This window comes from Halomonas sp. KX33721, from assembly GCF_001596805.1.
Classification (GTDB): domain Bacteria; phylum Pseudomonadota; class Gammaproteobacteria; order Pseudomonadales; family Halomonadaceae; genus Vreelandella; species Vreelandella aquamarina.
Map to the genome: position 1 here is coordinate 1 of NZ_LVIA01000031.1, position 14,066 is coordinate 14,066.

Sequence of the window (14,066 nt, forward strand, 5' to 3'; positions counted from 1 at the left end):
CTTAACACTATCAGCTCAGTTCACCGCCACTGGTTTGAGTGCATGGGTTGGCGAGAGCGTTTCGGGATTATCTGAGCTACCGCCGATTCTGATCCTAACCATCACAGCTATCGTTATTATTCTATTGACCGAGTTAACCAGTAACACGGCGACGGCGGCTGCCTTCTTCCCCATTATGGGATCTATTGCCATGGGACTGGGTATCGAGCCTTTCTTGATGACCATTGTGGTCACCTTCGCCGTTAGTTGTGCCTTTATGTTGCCAGTCGCAACGCCTTCTAACGCAGTGGCTTTCGCCACAGGGGATCTTCCCATCAAAAGCATGATTCGGGCAGGTATCTGGCTCAATATCATAGGTATGTTAGTGATTATGGCCGCGCTTTATACCATTGTTCCTTTGGTTTTTGGTGTGTCTTTTTAACCTATGGTATTCAAGTTATTGACGTTAATTTTATGTTAACGCTGGTAGATATCCCACTCATTATTTTTTTTAATAAGACGTTTGTGCTTACTGTGATAATAAAAGAGGTGTTTATGTCTCAACCCTGCATTATTTGCGTCGCCATTACCGGCAGCCTGCCGCGCAAAGAGAACAACCCTGCCGTGCCGGTTACGGTTGAAGAGCAGATTGAAAGTACTCAGGCAGCTTTTGAAGCTGGTGCGAGCATTGCTCATTGCCATGTGCGCAATGATGACCAAACGCCTTCATCCGACCCAGAGAAGTTTGGCCGTTTGATGGAAGGACTCAAGCAGCATTGCCCTGGCATGATCATTCAGCTCTCTACCGGTGGGCGTTCTGGGGCAGGTGAGGAGCGTGGTGGCATGCTGCCGCTTAAGCCTGATATGGCCAGCTTGTCGGTGGGCTCCAATAACTTTCCGAATCGTGTTTACGAGAATCCGCCGCAGCTGGTGGAGTGGCTGGCCGATGAGATGCTGAAGTACGGCGTTAAGCCCGAAATCGAAGCGTTTGATCTGTCACATATCCACCAAGCAGTGAATCTTTCCAAGCAAGGCAAACTAAAGGCACCGCTTTATGTTCAGTTTGTAATGGGCGTAAAGAATTCAATGCCCGCGGACAAGCCAACGTTTGATTTTTATATCGAGACGCTCAAACGGCTGGCACCGGAGGCCCAGTGGTGTGGTGCAGGCATTGGTGCTAATCAATACCTACTTAATGAGTGGTCGATTGCGGCAGGCGGCCATACTCGTACCGGGCTTGAAGATAACGTGCGCTTGGACAGTAATACGCTGGCGCCTTCTAACGCAGCATTAGTCAAGCGTACTGCCGCGTTGTGTGAAAAGTATCAGCGCCCTGTTGCTACCTGGCAGCAGGCGCGTGAGATGCTGGGGTTATAAAAAATAAAACTAACAATCCATAAGCAGGAGTTAAGTGATGACGGATATCACTATAGTGGGATCTGCGCCAGAGATCGATGAAATTAAGCGGGTAGTGCAGCTATATGTCGAGGGCTTTCAAGACGGTATTGAAAAACTAGAGGAGGCGTTTCATCGGGATGCGTGGATTTTTGCGCTGGACGCTGATGGCGTGTTGGCGACTGATTTGATCAGCGCTCGTTTCGAGCGTTGGGCGAACAGTCACCGAGCGGTGAAGAGCCGATTTATTGCGGTGGTCCAAGCCGGAGAAGTAGCCAGCGTGCTCTTAGGTTTTGACAACAGCGAAAACCTTAGGGACTCTTGGGTAGATGTGATTGCACTACTTAAGGTTGGCGGTAACTGGAAAATTACCAATAAGACCGCTGCGCATAGTAGTCGCGCAGCATGGGCCCAGCCTTAAACGAACAACAGGATAAGATGTGTAGGATAAAACGACAGTGTTAGTAACACTGTCGTTTAGTTTTCTAGAGTTGCTGGGTTAGATACGCTAAAGCGCCTACTGCCATGGCTTCTATACCCGTGCGCAACGTCACGTCATTGCCTGGGAAATAATAGGGCGAATGCGGCATTTCAAGGTGACGCATTTTCTGCGAAACGCTAATCCCAGGGACTTCCGCCCAGCGTTCTGCGGGAGTGGCTCCAATAAACCAGTAAACGTAGGGAATATCTTCTTCACCAAAACCGCCTGCTTCTGCATTCCCAAAAAAGGGGAAATCCTCGCTGCCATTAAGCCGTGGCATGTCATAAAGGTTAGCATCACCGAAATGCTCTGCGTGAGCGCGGCGTACATGTTCAACCGCCATGGTGTTGTTTTCTAAGGCGATGGTTTCATTGAGCACGTTAAATGTCGGTGGTTTGGGCGATCGTCCAGCATTGCACTCAGCGTGAATGATACGCTCGATAGATTCAACCACTTGGCTGTGTAATGTGTTATCAAAGCTGCGGATATTGATCTCAAGCTCTGCCGAGTGAGGAATAATGTTGGCCTGGGTGCCAGCGTGAAGCTTGCCAACTGTAACCACCACCGTTTCCTCTGGCGGAACCTCGCGAGCAACGATTGTCTGCAGTCGGGTGACCACATGAGCAGCAATCACTACGGGATCCACCGTTTGTGCGGGCATGGAGCCGTGGCCTCCGTTGCCGTGAATGGTAATGGCCAAATTGGTGCAAGCAGCCATAGTGCTACCAGCGCGGTGCCCGACAGTACCAGCAAGAGCGGGCATATTGTGCTGGCCAAGAATAATGTCAGGACGTGGAAAGCGCGTATAGAGGCCATCATTCAACATCGCTTTAGCACCGCCAAAAACTTCTTCTGCGGGCTGACAAATCAGCATTAGAGTACCTGCCCATTGCTCTTTAAGGCCTGCCATGACGGCTGCCGTACCCACGATGCAACTGCTGTGCAGGTCATGGCCGCATGCGTGCATTAGCGGTACCTCTCTGCCATCCTCAGCGACAGTGGTTTCGCTACTGGCGAAATCAAGCCCCGTTTCTTCCTTGATGGGTAATGCATCCATATCGCTGCGTAACATCACTGTTGGCCCTTCACCGTTACGCAGTAATGCCACAACGCCTGTTCCGCCAATGCCACGGGTTACCTCATAGCCGAAACTGTCCAAAGCATTGGCGAGCCGTGCACTCGTCTTATGCTCCTGGAACGGCAGCTCGGGGGATTTATGCAACTGACGGTAGAGCGACTGAATATCTTCGAATGCTGCTTCTAGCTGAGTGGAGATGGCGCACTTTAAGTTTAAACGACCGGTCTGGATGCTCATTTAACTCTCCTGGCACTCATTGAGAATGGGAAGGTGTGGGTTCGGTAAGCGGGGGCTTGGCAAGACATTGCCAAGACATCACAACGCCGAGGTTGAGCAGCATTGCCCAGACGCCAGCGTGCCAGCCGAAGGGTGAGATCCAGACGAACTCCATCAATAAGTAGGCTAGGCTGCCGAAGAGGGCACCTGCCATGACACTGGCGCGGCGTAGCTGTGGCATAAATAGTGCGCCGAACACCATGGGAAATAATTGAACAATCAATCCATAAGCGCCGAGCAGCAGCAGTACCAACGAAGAAGGATTGGCCAGTGCGAATAGGTAAGCAATCAGCGACAGACCGAGCACGCTCCAGCGTGTTGCGCTAACGACCGCCTTCTCGCCAGCACCTTTCATCATGGTGGGGCCGACGACGTCGCGCACCAATACTACCGCAGCAGTATGAGCTAAGTTGGCACCTGTCGACATAGCGGCGGCCAGTGCCCCGGAAAGCATCAAGCCGATGACCCAAGGCGAGAAATTGGCCACGTCCATCACCATGCGTAGAAGCACTGTATCAGAGCGTTCTAATGGGGTGTCAGCAAACACTAAAATACCGGCAAACCCAATGAATAGCAGCGGTACCAGCAAGTAGGCGTAGAGGGGGTAAAAAACGCTTACTTTGCGTAGCGTTTTACCGCTATCAGCAGAGTAGAACTTCATAAACAGGTGCGGCCACATGGCGCCGCCGAAAGCGCTTACTAACACTGCCGTACTGAAGTAGCCCCAGTTCATTCCGGTGGCTCCAGGCATTGTCAGGTATTCCGGCATTGTCATTTGGACTTGATTGAACATCTCGCCCACGCCACCGTAGAGGCGTTCAGAGATGCTAAGTCCCAAAAACCATGCGATGACTATCATCATGATGCCCTGGAGAAGGTTGGTCCAGCCGATGCCGTTCAGGCCGCTGCAAAAGACGTAGGCTGCAACCACTAAAAAGGCTAATAAAGCACCCAGCCAGAAGGGAATGAGGCCATCAGTAGCTGCCTGAAATAGCAGGCCAGCACCGGCAATCTGAATGGTAAGGTAGGGTACCAATGCCAGTACGCCGATTACTCCGGCCAAAATGCCCAGTGTTTTACTTTGGTAGTGGTCGGCAATCATATCACCTTGAGTGAGATAGCCCCGTTCGCGTCCTAGCTTGGCTACGCGCGGACCCATGGCCCAAATAGTGATGGGGACCAGCGACAGGTAAGCGAGGATATAGAAGGCAGGCGCACCGTGCTGATAGCTCCAACCTGGCGCGCCCAGGAATGCGAAGGCTGAAAATATCTCGGCACCAAGGATGAAGAACAAGATCACCACACCGACGTGGCGACCACCCGCAACATAGCCTTCCAAACTGGAATTCTCTTGACCACGGGCACGAAGCCCTACCCATAAGACCAGGATGAGATAGGTCAATGTAATACCAATAACAACAATCGAATCATTCATGGCGTCCACCTCCGTGACGAACCACAAAGGCTACCCACATGCCGACAAATAGAATCAGCATCCATAAGATGTACCAGAAAAACAGAAAGGGCAGGCCGAACACGGTGGGTTCGATACGGTTGGCGATGAGTGCGCCGGGCCAGATCATCGCCAGGGTGCACACCGCAAAGTGCAAACCCGTTAGAAGGTGATAGGTCTTGTTCATAGGAGTTTCCTGCTCGCCATGGCGAGTCTTGTTTTTGAATTGTTATTTCACTATGAAACAAGAATAGAGATACAAAAAATATAGATTTTAGATGTTATTCATACCATATGGGTATGGGTGGTCGGCGTGGTCAGAGGAAATAGCAGATAACTTGAGGTGAGGATAAGCTAATGGAATTTCGCCAATTGGAGTACTTTATTGCCGTGGTAGAAACAGGCTCAATTTCTGCCGCTAGCCGCAAAGTGCATGTTGCGCAACCAGCGCTGACACGACAGATGAGGTTGTTGGAGGAAGATGTAGGTACCCAGCTTCTCGATCGCCATGCTCGGGGTGTTCGGTTGACTGTCCCAGGGCAAGCGCTTTATAGCGAAGCCACACGGTTACTAGATGAGCGTTCTGATTTAAAAGCGCGCCTGCTGGCGCTTGGCAGCGGACAAACAGGAAAACTCAGTCTTGGTGTAACCGTGACACACTTGTGGGTCACCGGAGTGTCCGAACTCATGGGCGGCTATCGTGGCCGCTATCCCCATGTAGCGCTGGATGTCTTTCCGCTACTTTCTGGCCCACAGTTGGAGAGGCTGCAACAAGGTAGCCTCGATGTGGGTATTCTCTATCTAGATGATTATGCGCAGTCAGGGATCGAGGCACGTCTACTGCAGCAGGATCACTTGGTACTTGCCGTGCCTGCCACGTCGATTTGGGCGCAAACACCGCCGAAAAAACTAACGGAGCTTGCTAACGCTGAGTTTGTCTGGGGGTATCGTAGCATTTCCCCGGTCTACTATGATCGGGTGGTAGCGCATTTTTCACGGCTGAGCTTTGAGCCCCGCGTAGTGCAGTATGGCGCTGATAATATTACGATTCTTAGTATGGTGGCGGCTGGATTAGGTTTGGCGATTGTACCGGCTGCCAGTCGCAGCCACCCCATGCCTGGAATCCATTTTATCGAGCTAGCTGAGTTAACTTCCTGTGATATGCCGCTGTGGTTGGCGTGGAGAGCGGGTAATGTATCGCCGGTGCTCGATAATTTTATTCAAATGGCAGTAGAGATATTTGAGTAGCCTTGCTGCTCGGGCTTATATAGCAGTAAGTCGCTGCGATGATTTTCAGCGCAACGACTTGAGCGGCACTAACAGTGTTTGGTGATGTTAGTACACTAACTTGATTTCTTGAGCGTTTCCGAAAAAATCTCACCGGAAATCGCCCAGTTGTCCATGGATACATCATTGAAAATGACGTAAACATATTGCGGGTCGATGTTGCCATGCTGGGCAATCGCATCGGTAACGGCTTTGGCAATAGCAGGTTTGGCTTCGTCTCGGCCATCAAACATCTGAATATTTACGACTGGCATGTTGAATCCTCTTGGAGCGTAAAGAGTAAGCTTTATCGAGCTAGCTGCTCGGAAAAACAGCTTAGCCCTGCTCCGGAAGTTGATAAACACACTACAACCTGTTTCAGAGTAGAGTGAAATTCTACAATCATCCAAATGCGTTCTGATCTGCCAGAGAGACCAGCTCGTCGATAATAAAGCGAACGCTCGGTAGCAGCTGATAGGAGCGTGGCCAAATAATATTAAGTTCTGTGGGGGAGGGTGCGAACTCTGGGAGGATCGTCACCAACTTTCCCTGAACGATAAAAGGTCGCAGCAATGCCTCTGGAAACTGAACGATCCCCGCGCCTGCCATGCAGGCATCCATCATCGCGTCGCCATCGCTTATTTGATGATAGGGTGAGGGGTTAAACCTTACTTCCTACCCATTGTCGTCTTTGACTCGCCAGCTCAACGGTGACCCACCGCGCCAAGCCATTAAGCAGCGGTGTTGATTGAGCGCCTGTAAGTTCTGTGGGGTTCCATAGCGTTCAAGGTAGCTAGGCGATGCACAAAGCACGAGATGCTGGTCATTGAGCTTCTTGGCGACCAGGTCGGCACTGTCCTTCAAGGCACCATAGCGGATGGCGAGATCAAATCCGGCATCCAGCGGGTCAATGATGCGATCATTGAAGGTGAGGGTAAGCTTCAGGTGCGGATAACGCTCGGTCATGCCTAACAAAATTGGCATCATCACAGACCGACCAAAGGCGGCGGGCATATCAATCCGCACTGTGCCGGACGGTTCACTCAGCTTTGAGCGTAGTGACGTTTCTGCCGCCTGCAGTGTGTCGAGAGCGCTTTGACAGCTGGCAAAATAGGCCTCACCTTCTGTTGTGAGACTCAGTTTACGCGTGGTTCTGTAAAGTAACTTTGTTGCTAAGTGCTGTTCCAGCTTAGAAACACTTTTTCCTAGCGCCGATTTAGAAACACCCAATTCATTTGCCGCAGCGGTAAAGCTGCCCGCTTTGGCAACGGCAACAAAATAGACAATGGCGCGTGGGTTGTCAGAAAAAACCGGCATGCTCATGGTAAGTAATCCTGTTTTGCTAAGCCGATTGCGCTATTCATTACGCCAAACTGATAACTCATAAACGGTGAGTTATTTGCCACCGTCAAAGGTATCCCAGTAGGGCGGATCACCGAAGTAGCCGTCTAAAAAATCGATAAAACACCTCACCTTGCTAGCCAATAATTTGCGGTGTGCATAAACCGCATACAGGCCCAACGGGGCGGGCTCGTACTCAGGAAGAATCATGTTTAGTTTGCCCTTGGCAATCGCCTCCCCCGAAATAAAAGTCGGCTGAATGGCAATGCCGGCCCCCTGAATCGCGGCTCTGATCAGTACATCACCATTGTTGCTGATCAAGTCTCCCGCTGGATGCCGACCAGTCGCTGGAAGCCACTCAGTGGCGGGCAATCCCATATCATGCTCCATGTAGCTGTAACGCAGATACCGGTGTTGTTTCAGTTCACTGGGGCTTTCAGGGGTGCCATGGCGGGCTAAATAGTCAGGCGAGGCGCATATCACCAGTCGCACAGGAGCGATAAATTTAGCGATCAGGGAGGAGCTTTTCAAATGTCCAATGCGTAAAGCGATATCAAACCCTTCCTCCACGATATCCACTTTTCTATCGTTCAATTGTAAGTCGATACTAACGGCCGGGTGTGCCTGCTGGAAGTCAGCCAACAGTGGTGCTAAATGCAGTGTCGCGAAGGAAACAGGAGCGCTAATCCGCAAACGACCCCGCGCTCCTTCTTGCAAGTCATTGAGCTGACTGTCCATATCGTCAATGTCATCTAGCACCTGCTGGGCATGCTCAAAGTAACGAATGCCCGCTTCTGTAAGATGCACTTTTCGGGTTGTGCGGTTCAACAAGCGCACGCCCAGGCGCTCTTCCAACTGAGACACATATTTACTGACGAGCTGAGGCGACATTTCAAGACGCTCGGCGGCCTGGGTGAAGGTTCCTTCGCTAACCACGTTGACGAAAGCTCTCATGGCATCAATACGATCCATTCGTTTCCTTATCCCTGACGGAAATAAATATTATCAACGTTTTGTTGTTAATCATGCAACATCTTCGTCCTTATTGTTTCTTCATGACGCGAGTAAAGTGCGTTCATCAGTAACGCAAAGCTTGTTAAATAAACGATATTCGCTATTCGAGGAACAACTCATGAAAAACCAATTCGCACACACATTATTTAATTCCACTGGCGGCTACGCGGCCCTGGCTTTAAGACTACCGGTCGGTCTGATATTAGCGGCACACGGTGCGCAGAAACTATTTGGCTGGTTCGGAGGCTACGGCTTGGAAGGCACCGGGCAATGGATGACCAGTATCGGCCTTGAACCCGGCTATGCCATGGCATTACTGGCAGGGAGCGCCGAGTTTTTGGGAGGGATCGCTTTATTCCTGGGGCTGCTAACACGTCCTGCCGCAATTGTGACAGCTGTGACTATGTTGGTCGCTATTTTCAGCGTCCATTTGAGTAACGGTCTGTTCCTAACAAACAACGGCTACGAATATGCACTCACACTTTTCGCTGCCACCACCGCATTAGCGATCCAAGGGGCAGGACGCTTGTCAGTCGATAGTTTGCTGCAGTCGCAGCTCTTTCATGGTCGCCAATAACCTAGCATACCGATCGCCCCGCCGTATTGACGGGGCTTATTTTGGAGGAAGGAGATTACTATGTTGGTTAACGGAACATGGCAAGAAAACTGGCACCCTGTTCAGGCTAAAGACGAAGAGGGGCGGTTTATTCGCCAATTATCGTCTTTTCGCCACTGGATCACGCCAGACGGCTCGCCTGGTATAACAGGTAAGGGGGGCTTTAAAGCCGAAAAAGACCGCTATCACCTCTACGTTGCTTATATTTGCCCCTGGGCTTCCCGCACGCTGATGGCGCGCCAGTTGAAAGGGTTAACGGGTCTGATCAGCGTAACGGTCGTTAACCCCAAGTTAACAGACCAAGGCTGGCAGTTTGGCGGCTATCCCGGTGCTCATGATGATAGCCTTAACGGTGCCCATTATCTGCATGAGCTGTATTCTCAAGCCGACTCAACCTACACCGGTCGAGCCACCGTGCCCGTTTTGTGGGACAAGAAAACACGCACCATTGTCAGCAATGAGTCAGCTGACATTCTGCGCATGCTCAACACGGCGTTCGACGCGTTTGGTCAGCAAGGACCGAACCTTTACCCATTAGATTTAGCCGCTCACATTGATGCATTGAACGAGGTTATTTATAAAAACCTCAATAACGGGGTTTACCAAGCAGGGTTTGCATCGTCTCAGCAGGCGTACGAAGAGGCGTATGAAAAGGTGTTTCTCACCTTGGATGAACTCGAAGCGCGCTTGTCAGATGGACGCGCTTACCTGTTTGGCGAACGGTTGACCGAGACCGATGTGCGGCTATTCGTGACATTGGTAAGGTTTGATGCTGCCTATCACGGGCTATTCAAATGCAATAGGAATACGCTTAACACCATGCCTAACTTGCATGCTTATATGCAACGTATCTATACCATTAATGGCATTGCCGATACGGTTAATATTGAGCATATCAAAGCAGGGTATTATTCCATCAAAGCGCTGAATCCCAGCAGTATTGTGCCGGTAGGTCCGGCATCCCTGTAGTTCTTGGATGGATAGTGTAACTGATGCGTTATGGCATGCATGAAACCTTACATCACCACAGGAGCATGATAATGAACGCCTCTCCAGACATTTTATTTCTTTCCCACGGCGGTGGGCCTCTGCCCCTATTAGGTGACCCAGATCATCAAGAGATGGTTGAGTCGCTACAAGAGATAGCTAGGGTCATCAGCAAACCGTCTGCCATTTTAATTATTAGCGCCCACTGGGAAGCGTCGGTGCCTACCATCACATCAGGGGCGGCCCCAGAGCTAATCTATGACTATGGAGGCTTCCCACCCGAAGCGTATCAAATTCAGTACCCCTGTCAGGGAGAGCCTGAGTTGGCCCAACAGGTGAACAAAGCACTTAACAAGGCTGGCATTTCGTCCGTGCTAGATACTAAGCGTGGATTTGATCATGGCGTTTTTGTTCCGCTCAAAATAATGTACCCGGAGGCTGACATTCCTTGTGTACAGCTGTCATTGGTTAACACCCTCAGTGCGGATACGCACCTTGCCATCGGCCGAGCGCTCAAATCTCTGGAACACGAGAACCTACTGGTGATTGGGTCGGGTTTTTCATTCCACAACATGCGGGAATTCTTTAGCCCTATTACGCCAGAGAGCCAAGCCAAGAACCAAGCCTTCGAAGAGTGGTTAGTGGATACATGCTCCCGCCAAGATATTGATGAATCAGAGCGCTACCGTCGTTTGGCTAACTGGGATAAGGCCCCTTACGCACGCTTCTGTCATCCAAGAGAAGAGCACTTACTGCCACTGCATGTCTGTTATGGTTTAGCGGGGAGACCCAGTGATAAGCAGTTATCCACCATAATATTGAACAAAGCATCAGGCATGTTCTATTGGTCACGACAGCGTGCCAAATAAAACACGCTGAAGGGAGGTGCTGAGTGATTGACTACTCAGAAAATATCTCAAACATAAGCCCTCTTAACCAGCGGTTGCCAGGGTCTTGATGAAAGCGGCGGTGCCAGAAAAGATTGATCGGAATCTCGGGGAATGCCAGAGGGTGCTCACGAGCGATTAACCCAAAGCGTTGGCAGGTTGCTTCGGCTAGTTTATTGGTCACTGTCACAATAAGATCGCTGCTGCTGACGATATAGGGAACGGTTGCGAAATGTGGCAGGGTTAATCGAACTGGCCGCTTAACCCCCGCGTTCGCCAGCTGCTCTTCGATAATACTGTGTCCAGTGCCTTGGGCAACCACCACAGCGTGGTGCGCCGTGCGAAAATAATCAAGGCTAAAATCCCCAGTGGCGAGCGGGTGATCTTCGCGCATTAGGCAAACATAGCGTTGTACAAATAGCCGCTGCTGGTAAAAACCGGCGCCTAGCTGTGGGATTAGACCAACGGCCAGGTCGATCTTTCCCTCCTCCATCTCGTGTTTCAGGTCATTATTATGGCTGCGCACGGAGTTGATTGAGACGCCCGGAGCATGGAGGGAGAGGTGCTGTAGCAGGCGTGGGAGAAACACTATTTCACCGATATCAGTCATGTTGATATGGAATGTGCGATCACTCTTTGCGGGGTTGAAATCATCGCAAAGCTTCAAGGTGTCGTGCATTTTCGCTAATGCATCTGCAATGCCGGGGTGAAGTTGGCTAGCACGAGGCGTAGGTTGCAGCCCTTGCGAAGTACGCTCGAAAAGTTCGTCTTCCAGCAAGTGACGCAATCGCTTTAAAGCATGGCTGACCGCTGGCTGAGTGATACCCAAGCGTAATGCGACCCGCTGCGTATTTTGCTCTTGGTACAATAAGTCAAAAACGACCAGCAGATTAAGGTCAATATTGGCAAGTTTCTCCATTACCTAGCGCCTCGCCACGTATCCAACAATAGTTGAATGCGTCTGTTTATAATGTTTTTAACTGGTTGATTCATATTGTTATTAACGCCGTTTATAGTCTGAATGAAGGAGGCTGTGTGGTGGCTGTTGAAGCTCCCGAATAGCGTTAGGGGAAGAGCATGACGCTCAACATACAACGATAAGCCCCTGAGCAGAGTGGAATCATGGTAGCTAAAAACACAGTAGCAAATACACAGCAAAAGCGTCTTTCGATTGGCATTGTCGGTGGCGGTATTGGTGGTGTGGCCTTCGCCGTCGCGCTATCCCGCGATAGCCAGCTTGATGTTCAGCTTTTCGAAGCCGCTCCTCAGTTCTCTGAAATTGGTGCTGGGGTTTCTTTTGGCCCTAACGCTGTAAAGGCTATTCAGCGGCTGGGCTTAGAAGCCTCCTATCAACGCATTGCCGATTCTTCTCCCGCTCCCTTTGAAGATGTTTGGTTTGAGTGGCGGCGTGGTAGTGATGATGCTTACTTAACTGCTAGTTTAGCGCCGGGGGTTGGTCAATCTTCGGTACACCGTGCCGATTTTTTGGATGCCATTGTTGCCAACCTTCCTGAAGGTATTGCTCACTTCGGCAAGCGCTGTGTCGAGGTTAAGCAAGATGCCGATAGCGCAACAGCTTACTTCGACGATGGCACACACTTTACCGGCGATGTGATCATCGGCTTCGATGGAATTAAGTCCGCTGTACGCCGCCATGTTTTGCCTCCCGAGCAGTACGGCGAGATAAATCCGTTTTGGAGTGGTACTTATGCCTATCGCGGCATGATCCCCACCGATGAGCTAGAGGCCGCTTTAGAGGCTAAAGGTAGCGAGAAGCGCCTAGCTCTTGTGCCCCAAATGTATCTCGGTAAAGACCGGCACATCCTGACTTTCCCCGTTAAGCAGTCGCAACTGATCAATGTTGTCGCTTTTATTACTGACCGCTCTACACCGAACCCTAAACTTGCCGAAGGTGAAGAGTGGGTAAAAGCCTCCAGCCAGAAGGAAATGCTGGAAGTATTCAAGGGTTGGAGTCCAGCCTGCCAAGCAATCCTTGAATGCATTCCTGAGCCAACGCGTTGGGCGCTGCATGAGTTACCCGAACTCGCCCGCTACCATCGTGACCGTGTGCTGATTGTCGGCGACGCCGCCCATGCACTAGTTCCTCACCAAGGTGCCGGAGCTGGTCAGGCGCTTGAAGATGCCTACGTACTCGCAAGCCTCCTCACGGATGAACATTGTGATCGCCACACAGTGAACGATGTCTTAGCTGCTTTTGAACAAGTGCGTCACGCGCGCACCTGCAAAGTGCAGAGAACGTCACATGAGGCTGGGGATGTCTATGAATATGCTGGTGTTGGCATCGGTGACGATGAGGCCAAGCTAATCGAAAACTTGGAAAACCGCTTCGACTGGCTTTGGAACCATGACCCACAAGAAGATGTCATTGCCGCTCGTCAGTTACAAGCCGTATTGAATTAGTCGAGACATCTTCACCTATCAAGCCTACAACAATAGAGAGGAGCATCCTAATGACCGTAAAAATCTTCGACACCCCCGAAGTCCAAACCTTCCTGAACGCCGTGGCGGGCCTTGACCAAGCCGGTGGCAACGACCGCGCCAAGCAGATTGTCCATCGCCTAGTCGGCGACCTGTTCAAACTGATCGACGACTTCGATGTCAGCGAAGAGGAGTACTGGGCCGCCGTGAACCTGCTGAACGCCCTGGGCAGCCAGACTCAGTTCGGCCTCTTGTCCCCTGGGCTCGGGTTTGACCATTTCCTCGATATGCGCCACGACGCCATCGACGCCGAAGCCAAGCGCACCGGCGGCACCCCGCGCACCATCGAAGGTCCGCTCTACGTGGCCGGCGCCCCCGAGGCGGAAGGCTTTGCGCGGATGGACGATGGCAGCGACCCTGATGGCGAGACCATGTGGCTCACCGGCCAGGTGCGCGACGTGAACGGTCAGCCGATCCCCGGCGCCAAGGTCGAGATCTGGCACTGCAACTCCAAGGGCGGCTACTCGTTCTTTGACCCTTCTCAGGACGAGTACAACATGCGCCGCACGATCTATGCCGACAGCGAGGGCCGGTACACCGCGCGTAGCATTATTCCCTCCGGCTACGGCGTACCGGAAGGGGCCCCCACCGATGTGGTGCTCAAGTCCCTCGGCCGCCACGGCGAGCGCCCGGCGCATATTCACTACTTTGTCTCTGCCCCGGGCCACCAGCACCTGACCACCCAGATCAACTTAGCCGGCGACCCCTACACCTTTGATGACTTCGCCTTTGCCACCCGCGAAGAGCTCGTCGTGCCCGCCGAGCGGATTGAAGACCCGGCTGAGATTGCCAAG

Annotated in this window: 15 protein-coding genes and 1 pseudogene; 9 read left to right on the forward strand and 7 right to left on the reverse strand. The window is 51.6% G+C overall.

What is annotated here, in order from left to right; genetic code table 11:
- The 3 genes from A3220_RS11925 to A3220_RS11935 form a co-directional block, all read left to right on the forward strand.
- Positions 1-421, forward strand: a 421-nt coding sequence (locus tag A3220_RS11925) for an anion permease (protein WP_174524468.1), incomplete at its 5' end; no start/stop codon positions are given.
- 113 nt (positions 422-534) lie between these two features.
- The gene (locus A3220_RS11930) at positions 535-1,356 is read left to right on the forward strand and encodes a 3-keto-5-aminohexanoate cleavage protein (protein ID WP_062375052.1); all 822 of its coding nucleotides are present in this window, start codon (positions 535-537) and stop codon (positions 1,354-1,356) included.
- Positions 1,357-1,393: 37 nt separating this feature from the next.
- Complete coding sequence (locus tag A3220_RS11935) at positions 1,394-1,795, forward strand: nuclear transport factor 2 family protein (protein ID WP_062375030.1); 402 nt, start codon at positions 1,394-1,396, stop codon at positions 1,793-1,795.
- A gap of 64 nt (positions 1,796-1,859) precedes the next feature.
- On the opposite strand, the gene A3220_RS11940 is transcribed toward A3220_RS11935, so the two are convergent.
- The 3 genes from A3220_RS11940 to A3220_RS11950 are packed head-to-tail and all read right to left on the reverse strand — an operon-like array spanning position 1,860 to position 4,849.
- Positions 1,860-3,170, reverse strand: coding sequence for an amidohydrolase (locus tag A3220_RS11940; RefSeq protein ID WP_062375031.1), 1,311 nt, complete (start codon positions 3,168-3,170; stop codon positions 1,860-1,862).
- A 16-nt stretch (positions 3,171-3,186) separates the two neighbouring features.
- The gene (locus A3220_RS11945) at positions 3,187-4,644 is read right to left on the reverse strand and encodes a sodium:solute symporter family protein (protein ID WP_062375033.1); all 1,458 of its coding nucleotides are present in this window, start codon (positions 4,642-4,644) and stop codon (positions 3,187-3,189) included.
- Complete coding sequence (locus A3220_RS11950) at positions 4,637-4,849, reverse strand: DUF3311 domain-containing protein (protein WP_062375035.1); 213 nt, start codon at positions 4,847-4,849, stop codon at positions 4,637-4,639. Before A3220_RS11950 ends, A3220_RS11945 begins: the two co-directional genes overlap by 8 nt.
- Before the next feature lie 170 nt (positions 4,850-5,019).
- Between A3220_RS11950 and A3220_RS11955 the strand changes: the two genes are divergently transcribed.
- Positions 5,020-5,910: a LysR family transcriptional regulator gene (locus tag A3220_RS11955; RefSeq protein WP_062375037.1), complete on the forward strand. Its 891-nt coding sequence runs from the start codon at positions 5,020-5,022 to the stop codon at positions 5,908-5,910.
- A gap of 95 nt (positions 5,911-6,005) precedes the next feature.
- Here A3220_RS11955 and A3220_RS11960 read toward each other — a convergent pair whose 3' ends face one another.
- The 3 genes and pseudogenes from A3220_RS11960 to A3220_RS11970 all read right to left on the reverse strand — a co-directional run bounded on the left by A3220_RS11960 (position 6,006) and on the right by A3220_RS11970 (position 8,241).
- Positions 6,006-6,203: a 4-oxalocrotonate tautomerase family protein gene (locus A3220_RS11960; protein ID WP_062375038.1), complete on the reverse strand. Its 198-nt coding sequence runs from the start codon at positions 6,201-6,203 to the stop codon at positions 6,006-6,008.
- Positions 6,204-6,330: 127 nt separating this feature from the next.
- A pseudogene (locus tag A3220_RS11965) lies at positions 6,331-7,251 on the reverse strand (LysR family transcriptional regulator).
- Between the two features lie 72 nt (positions 7,252-7,323).
- Complete coding sequence (locus tag A3220_RS11970) at positions 7,324-8,241, reverse strand: LysR family transcriptional regulator (protein WP_062375040.1); 918 nt, start codon at positions 8,239-8,241, stop codon at positions 7,324-7,326.
- Positions 8,242-8,401: 160 nt separating this feature from the next.
- Here A3220_RS11970 and A3220_RS11975 point away from each other — a divergent pair, with 160 nt between their 5' ends.
- The 3 genes from A3220_RS11975 to A3220_RS11985 all read left to right on the forward strand — a co-directional run bounded on the left by A3220_RS11975 (position 8,402) and on the right by A3220_RS11985 (position 10,755).
- Complete coding sequence (locus A3220_RS11975; RefSeq protein ID WP_062375042.1) at positions 8,402-8,860, forward strand: DoxX family protein; 459 nt, start codon at positions 8,402-8,404, stop codon at positions 8,858-8,860.
- 60 nt (positions 8,861-8,920) lie between these two features.
- Positions 8,921-9,868 (forward strand): glutathione S-transferase family protein, encoded by a 948-nt coding sequence (locus tag A3220_RS11980; protein WP_084812782.1) that lies wholly within the window; start codon positions 8,921-8,923, stop codon positions 9,866-9,868.
- Between the two features lie 71 nt (positions 9,869-9,939).
- A complete protein-coding gene (locus A3220_RS11985) occupies positions 9,940-10,755 on the forward strand; it encodes a class III extradiol ring-cleavage dioxygenase (protein ID WP_062375045.1) in 816 nt (271 codons plus the stop codon).
- Between the two features lie 31 nt (positions 10,756-10,786).
- On the opposite strand, the gene A3220_RS11990 is transcribed toward A3220_RS11985, so the two are convergent.
- Positions 10,787-11,692: a LysR family transcriptional regulator gene (locus A3220_RS11990; protein WP_062375047.1), complete on the reverse strand. Its 906-nt coding sequence runs from the start codon at positions 11,690-11,692 to the stop codon at positions 10,787-10,789.
- 203 nt (positions 11,693-11,895) lie between these two features.
- On the opposite strand from A3220_RS11990, the gene salA reads away from it, so the two are divergent.
- Positions 11,896-13,194: a salicylate 1-monooxygenase gene (gene salA, locus A3220_RS11995; protein ID WP_062375048.1), complete on the forward strand. Its 1,299-nt coding sequence runs from the start codon at positions 11,896-11,898 to the stop codon at positions 13,192-13,194.
- A 50-nt stretch (positions 13,195-13,244) separates the two neighbouring features.
- On the forward strand, positions 13,245-14,066 hold an 822-nt coding region (gene catA, locus A3220_RS12000; protein ID WP_062375050.1), incomplete at its 3' end, for a catechol 1,2-dioxygenase.

Coding starts and splice junctions, on each gene's coding strand:
- A3220_RS11930 (WP_062375052.1), top strand. CDS start 535: ATGTCTCAACCCTGCATTATTTGCGTCGCCATTACCGGCAGCCTGCCG.
- A3220_RS11935 (WP_062375030.1), top strand. CDS start 1,394: ATGACGGATATCACTATAGTGGGATCTGCGCCAGAGATCGATGAAATT.
- A3220_RS11940 (WP_062375031.1), bottom strand. CDS start 3,170: ATGAGCATCCAGACCGGTCGTTTAAACTTAAAGTGCGCCATCTCCACT.
- A3220_RS11945 (WP_062375033.1), bottom strand. CDS start 4,644: ATGAATGATTCGATTGTTGTTATTGGTATTACATTGACCTATCTCATC.
- A3220_RS11950 (WP_062375035.1), bottom strand. CDS start 4,849: ATGAACAAGACCTATCACCTTCTAACGGGTTTGCACTTTGCGGTGTGC.
- A3220_RS11955 (WP_062375037.1), top strand. CDS start 5,020: ATGGAATTTCGCCAATTGGAGTACTTTATTGCCGTGGTAGAAACAGGC.
- A3220_RS11960 (WP_062375038.1), bottom strand. CDS start 6,203: ATGCCAGTCGTAAATATTCAGATGTTTGATGGCCGAGACGAAGCCAAA.
- A3220_RS11970 (WP_062375040.1), bottom strand. CDS start 8,241: ATGGATCGTATTGATGCCATGAGAGCTTTCGTCAACGTGGTTAGCGAA.
- A3220_RS11975 (WP_062375042.1), top strand. CDS start 8,402: ATGAAAAACCAATTCGCACACACATTATTTAATTCCACTGGCGGCTAC.
- A3220_RS11980 (WP_084812782.1), top strand. CDS start 8,921: ATGTTGGTTAACGGAACATGGCAAGAAAACTGGCACCCTGTTCAGGCT.
- A3220_RS11985 (WP_062375045.1), top strand. CDS start 9,940: ATGAACGCCTCTCCAGACATTTTATTTCTTTCCCACGGCGGTGGGCCT.
- A3220_RS11990 (WP_062375047.1), bottom strand. CDS start 11,692: ATGGAGAAACTTGCCAATATTGACCTTAATCTGCTGGTCGTTTTTGAC.
- salA (WP_062375048.1), top strand. CDS start 11,896: ATGGTAGCTAAAAACACAGTAGCAAATACACAGCAAAAGCGTCTTTCG.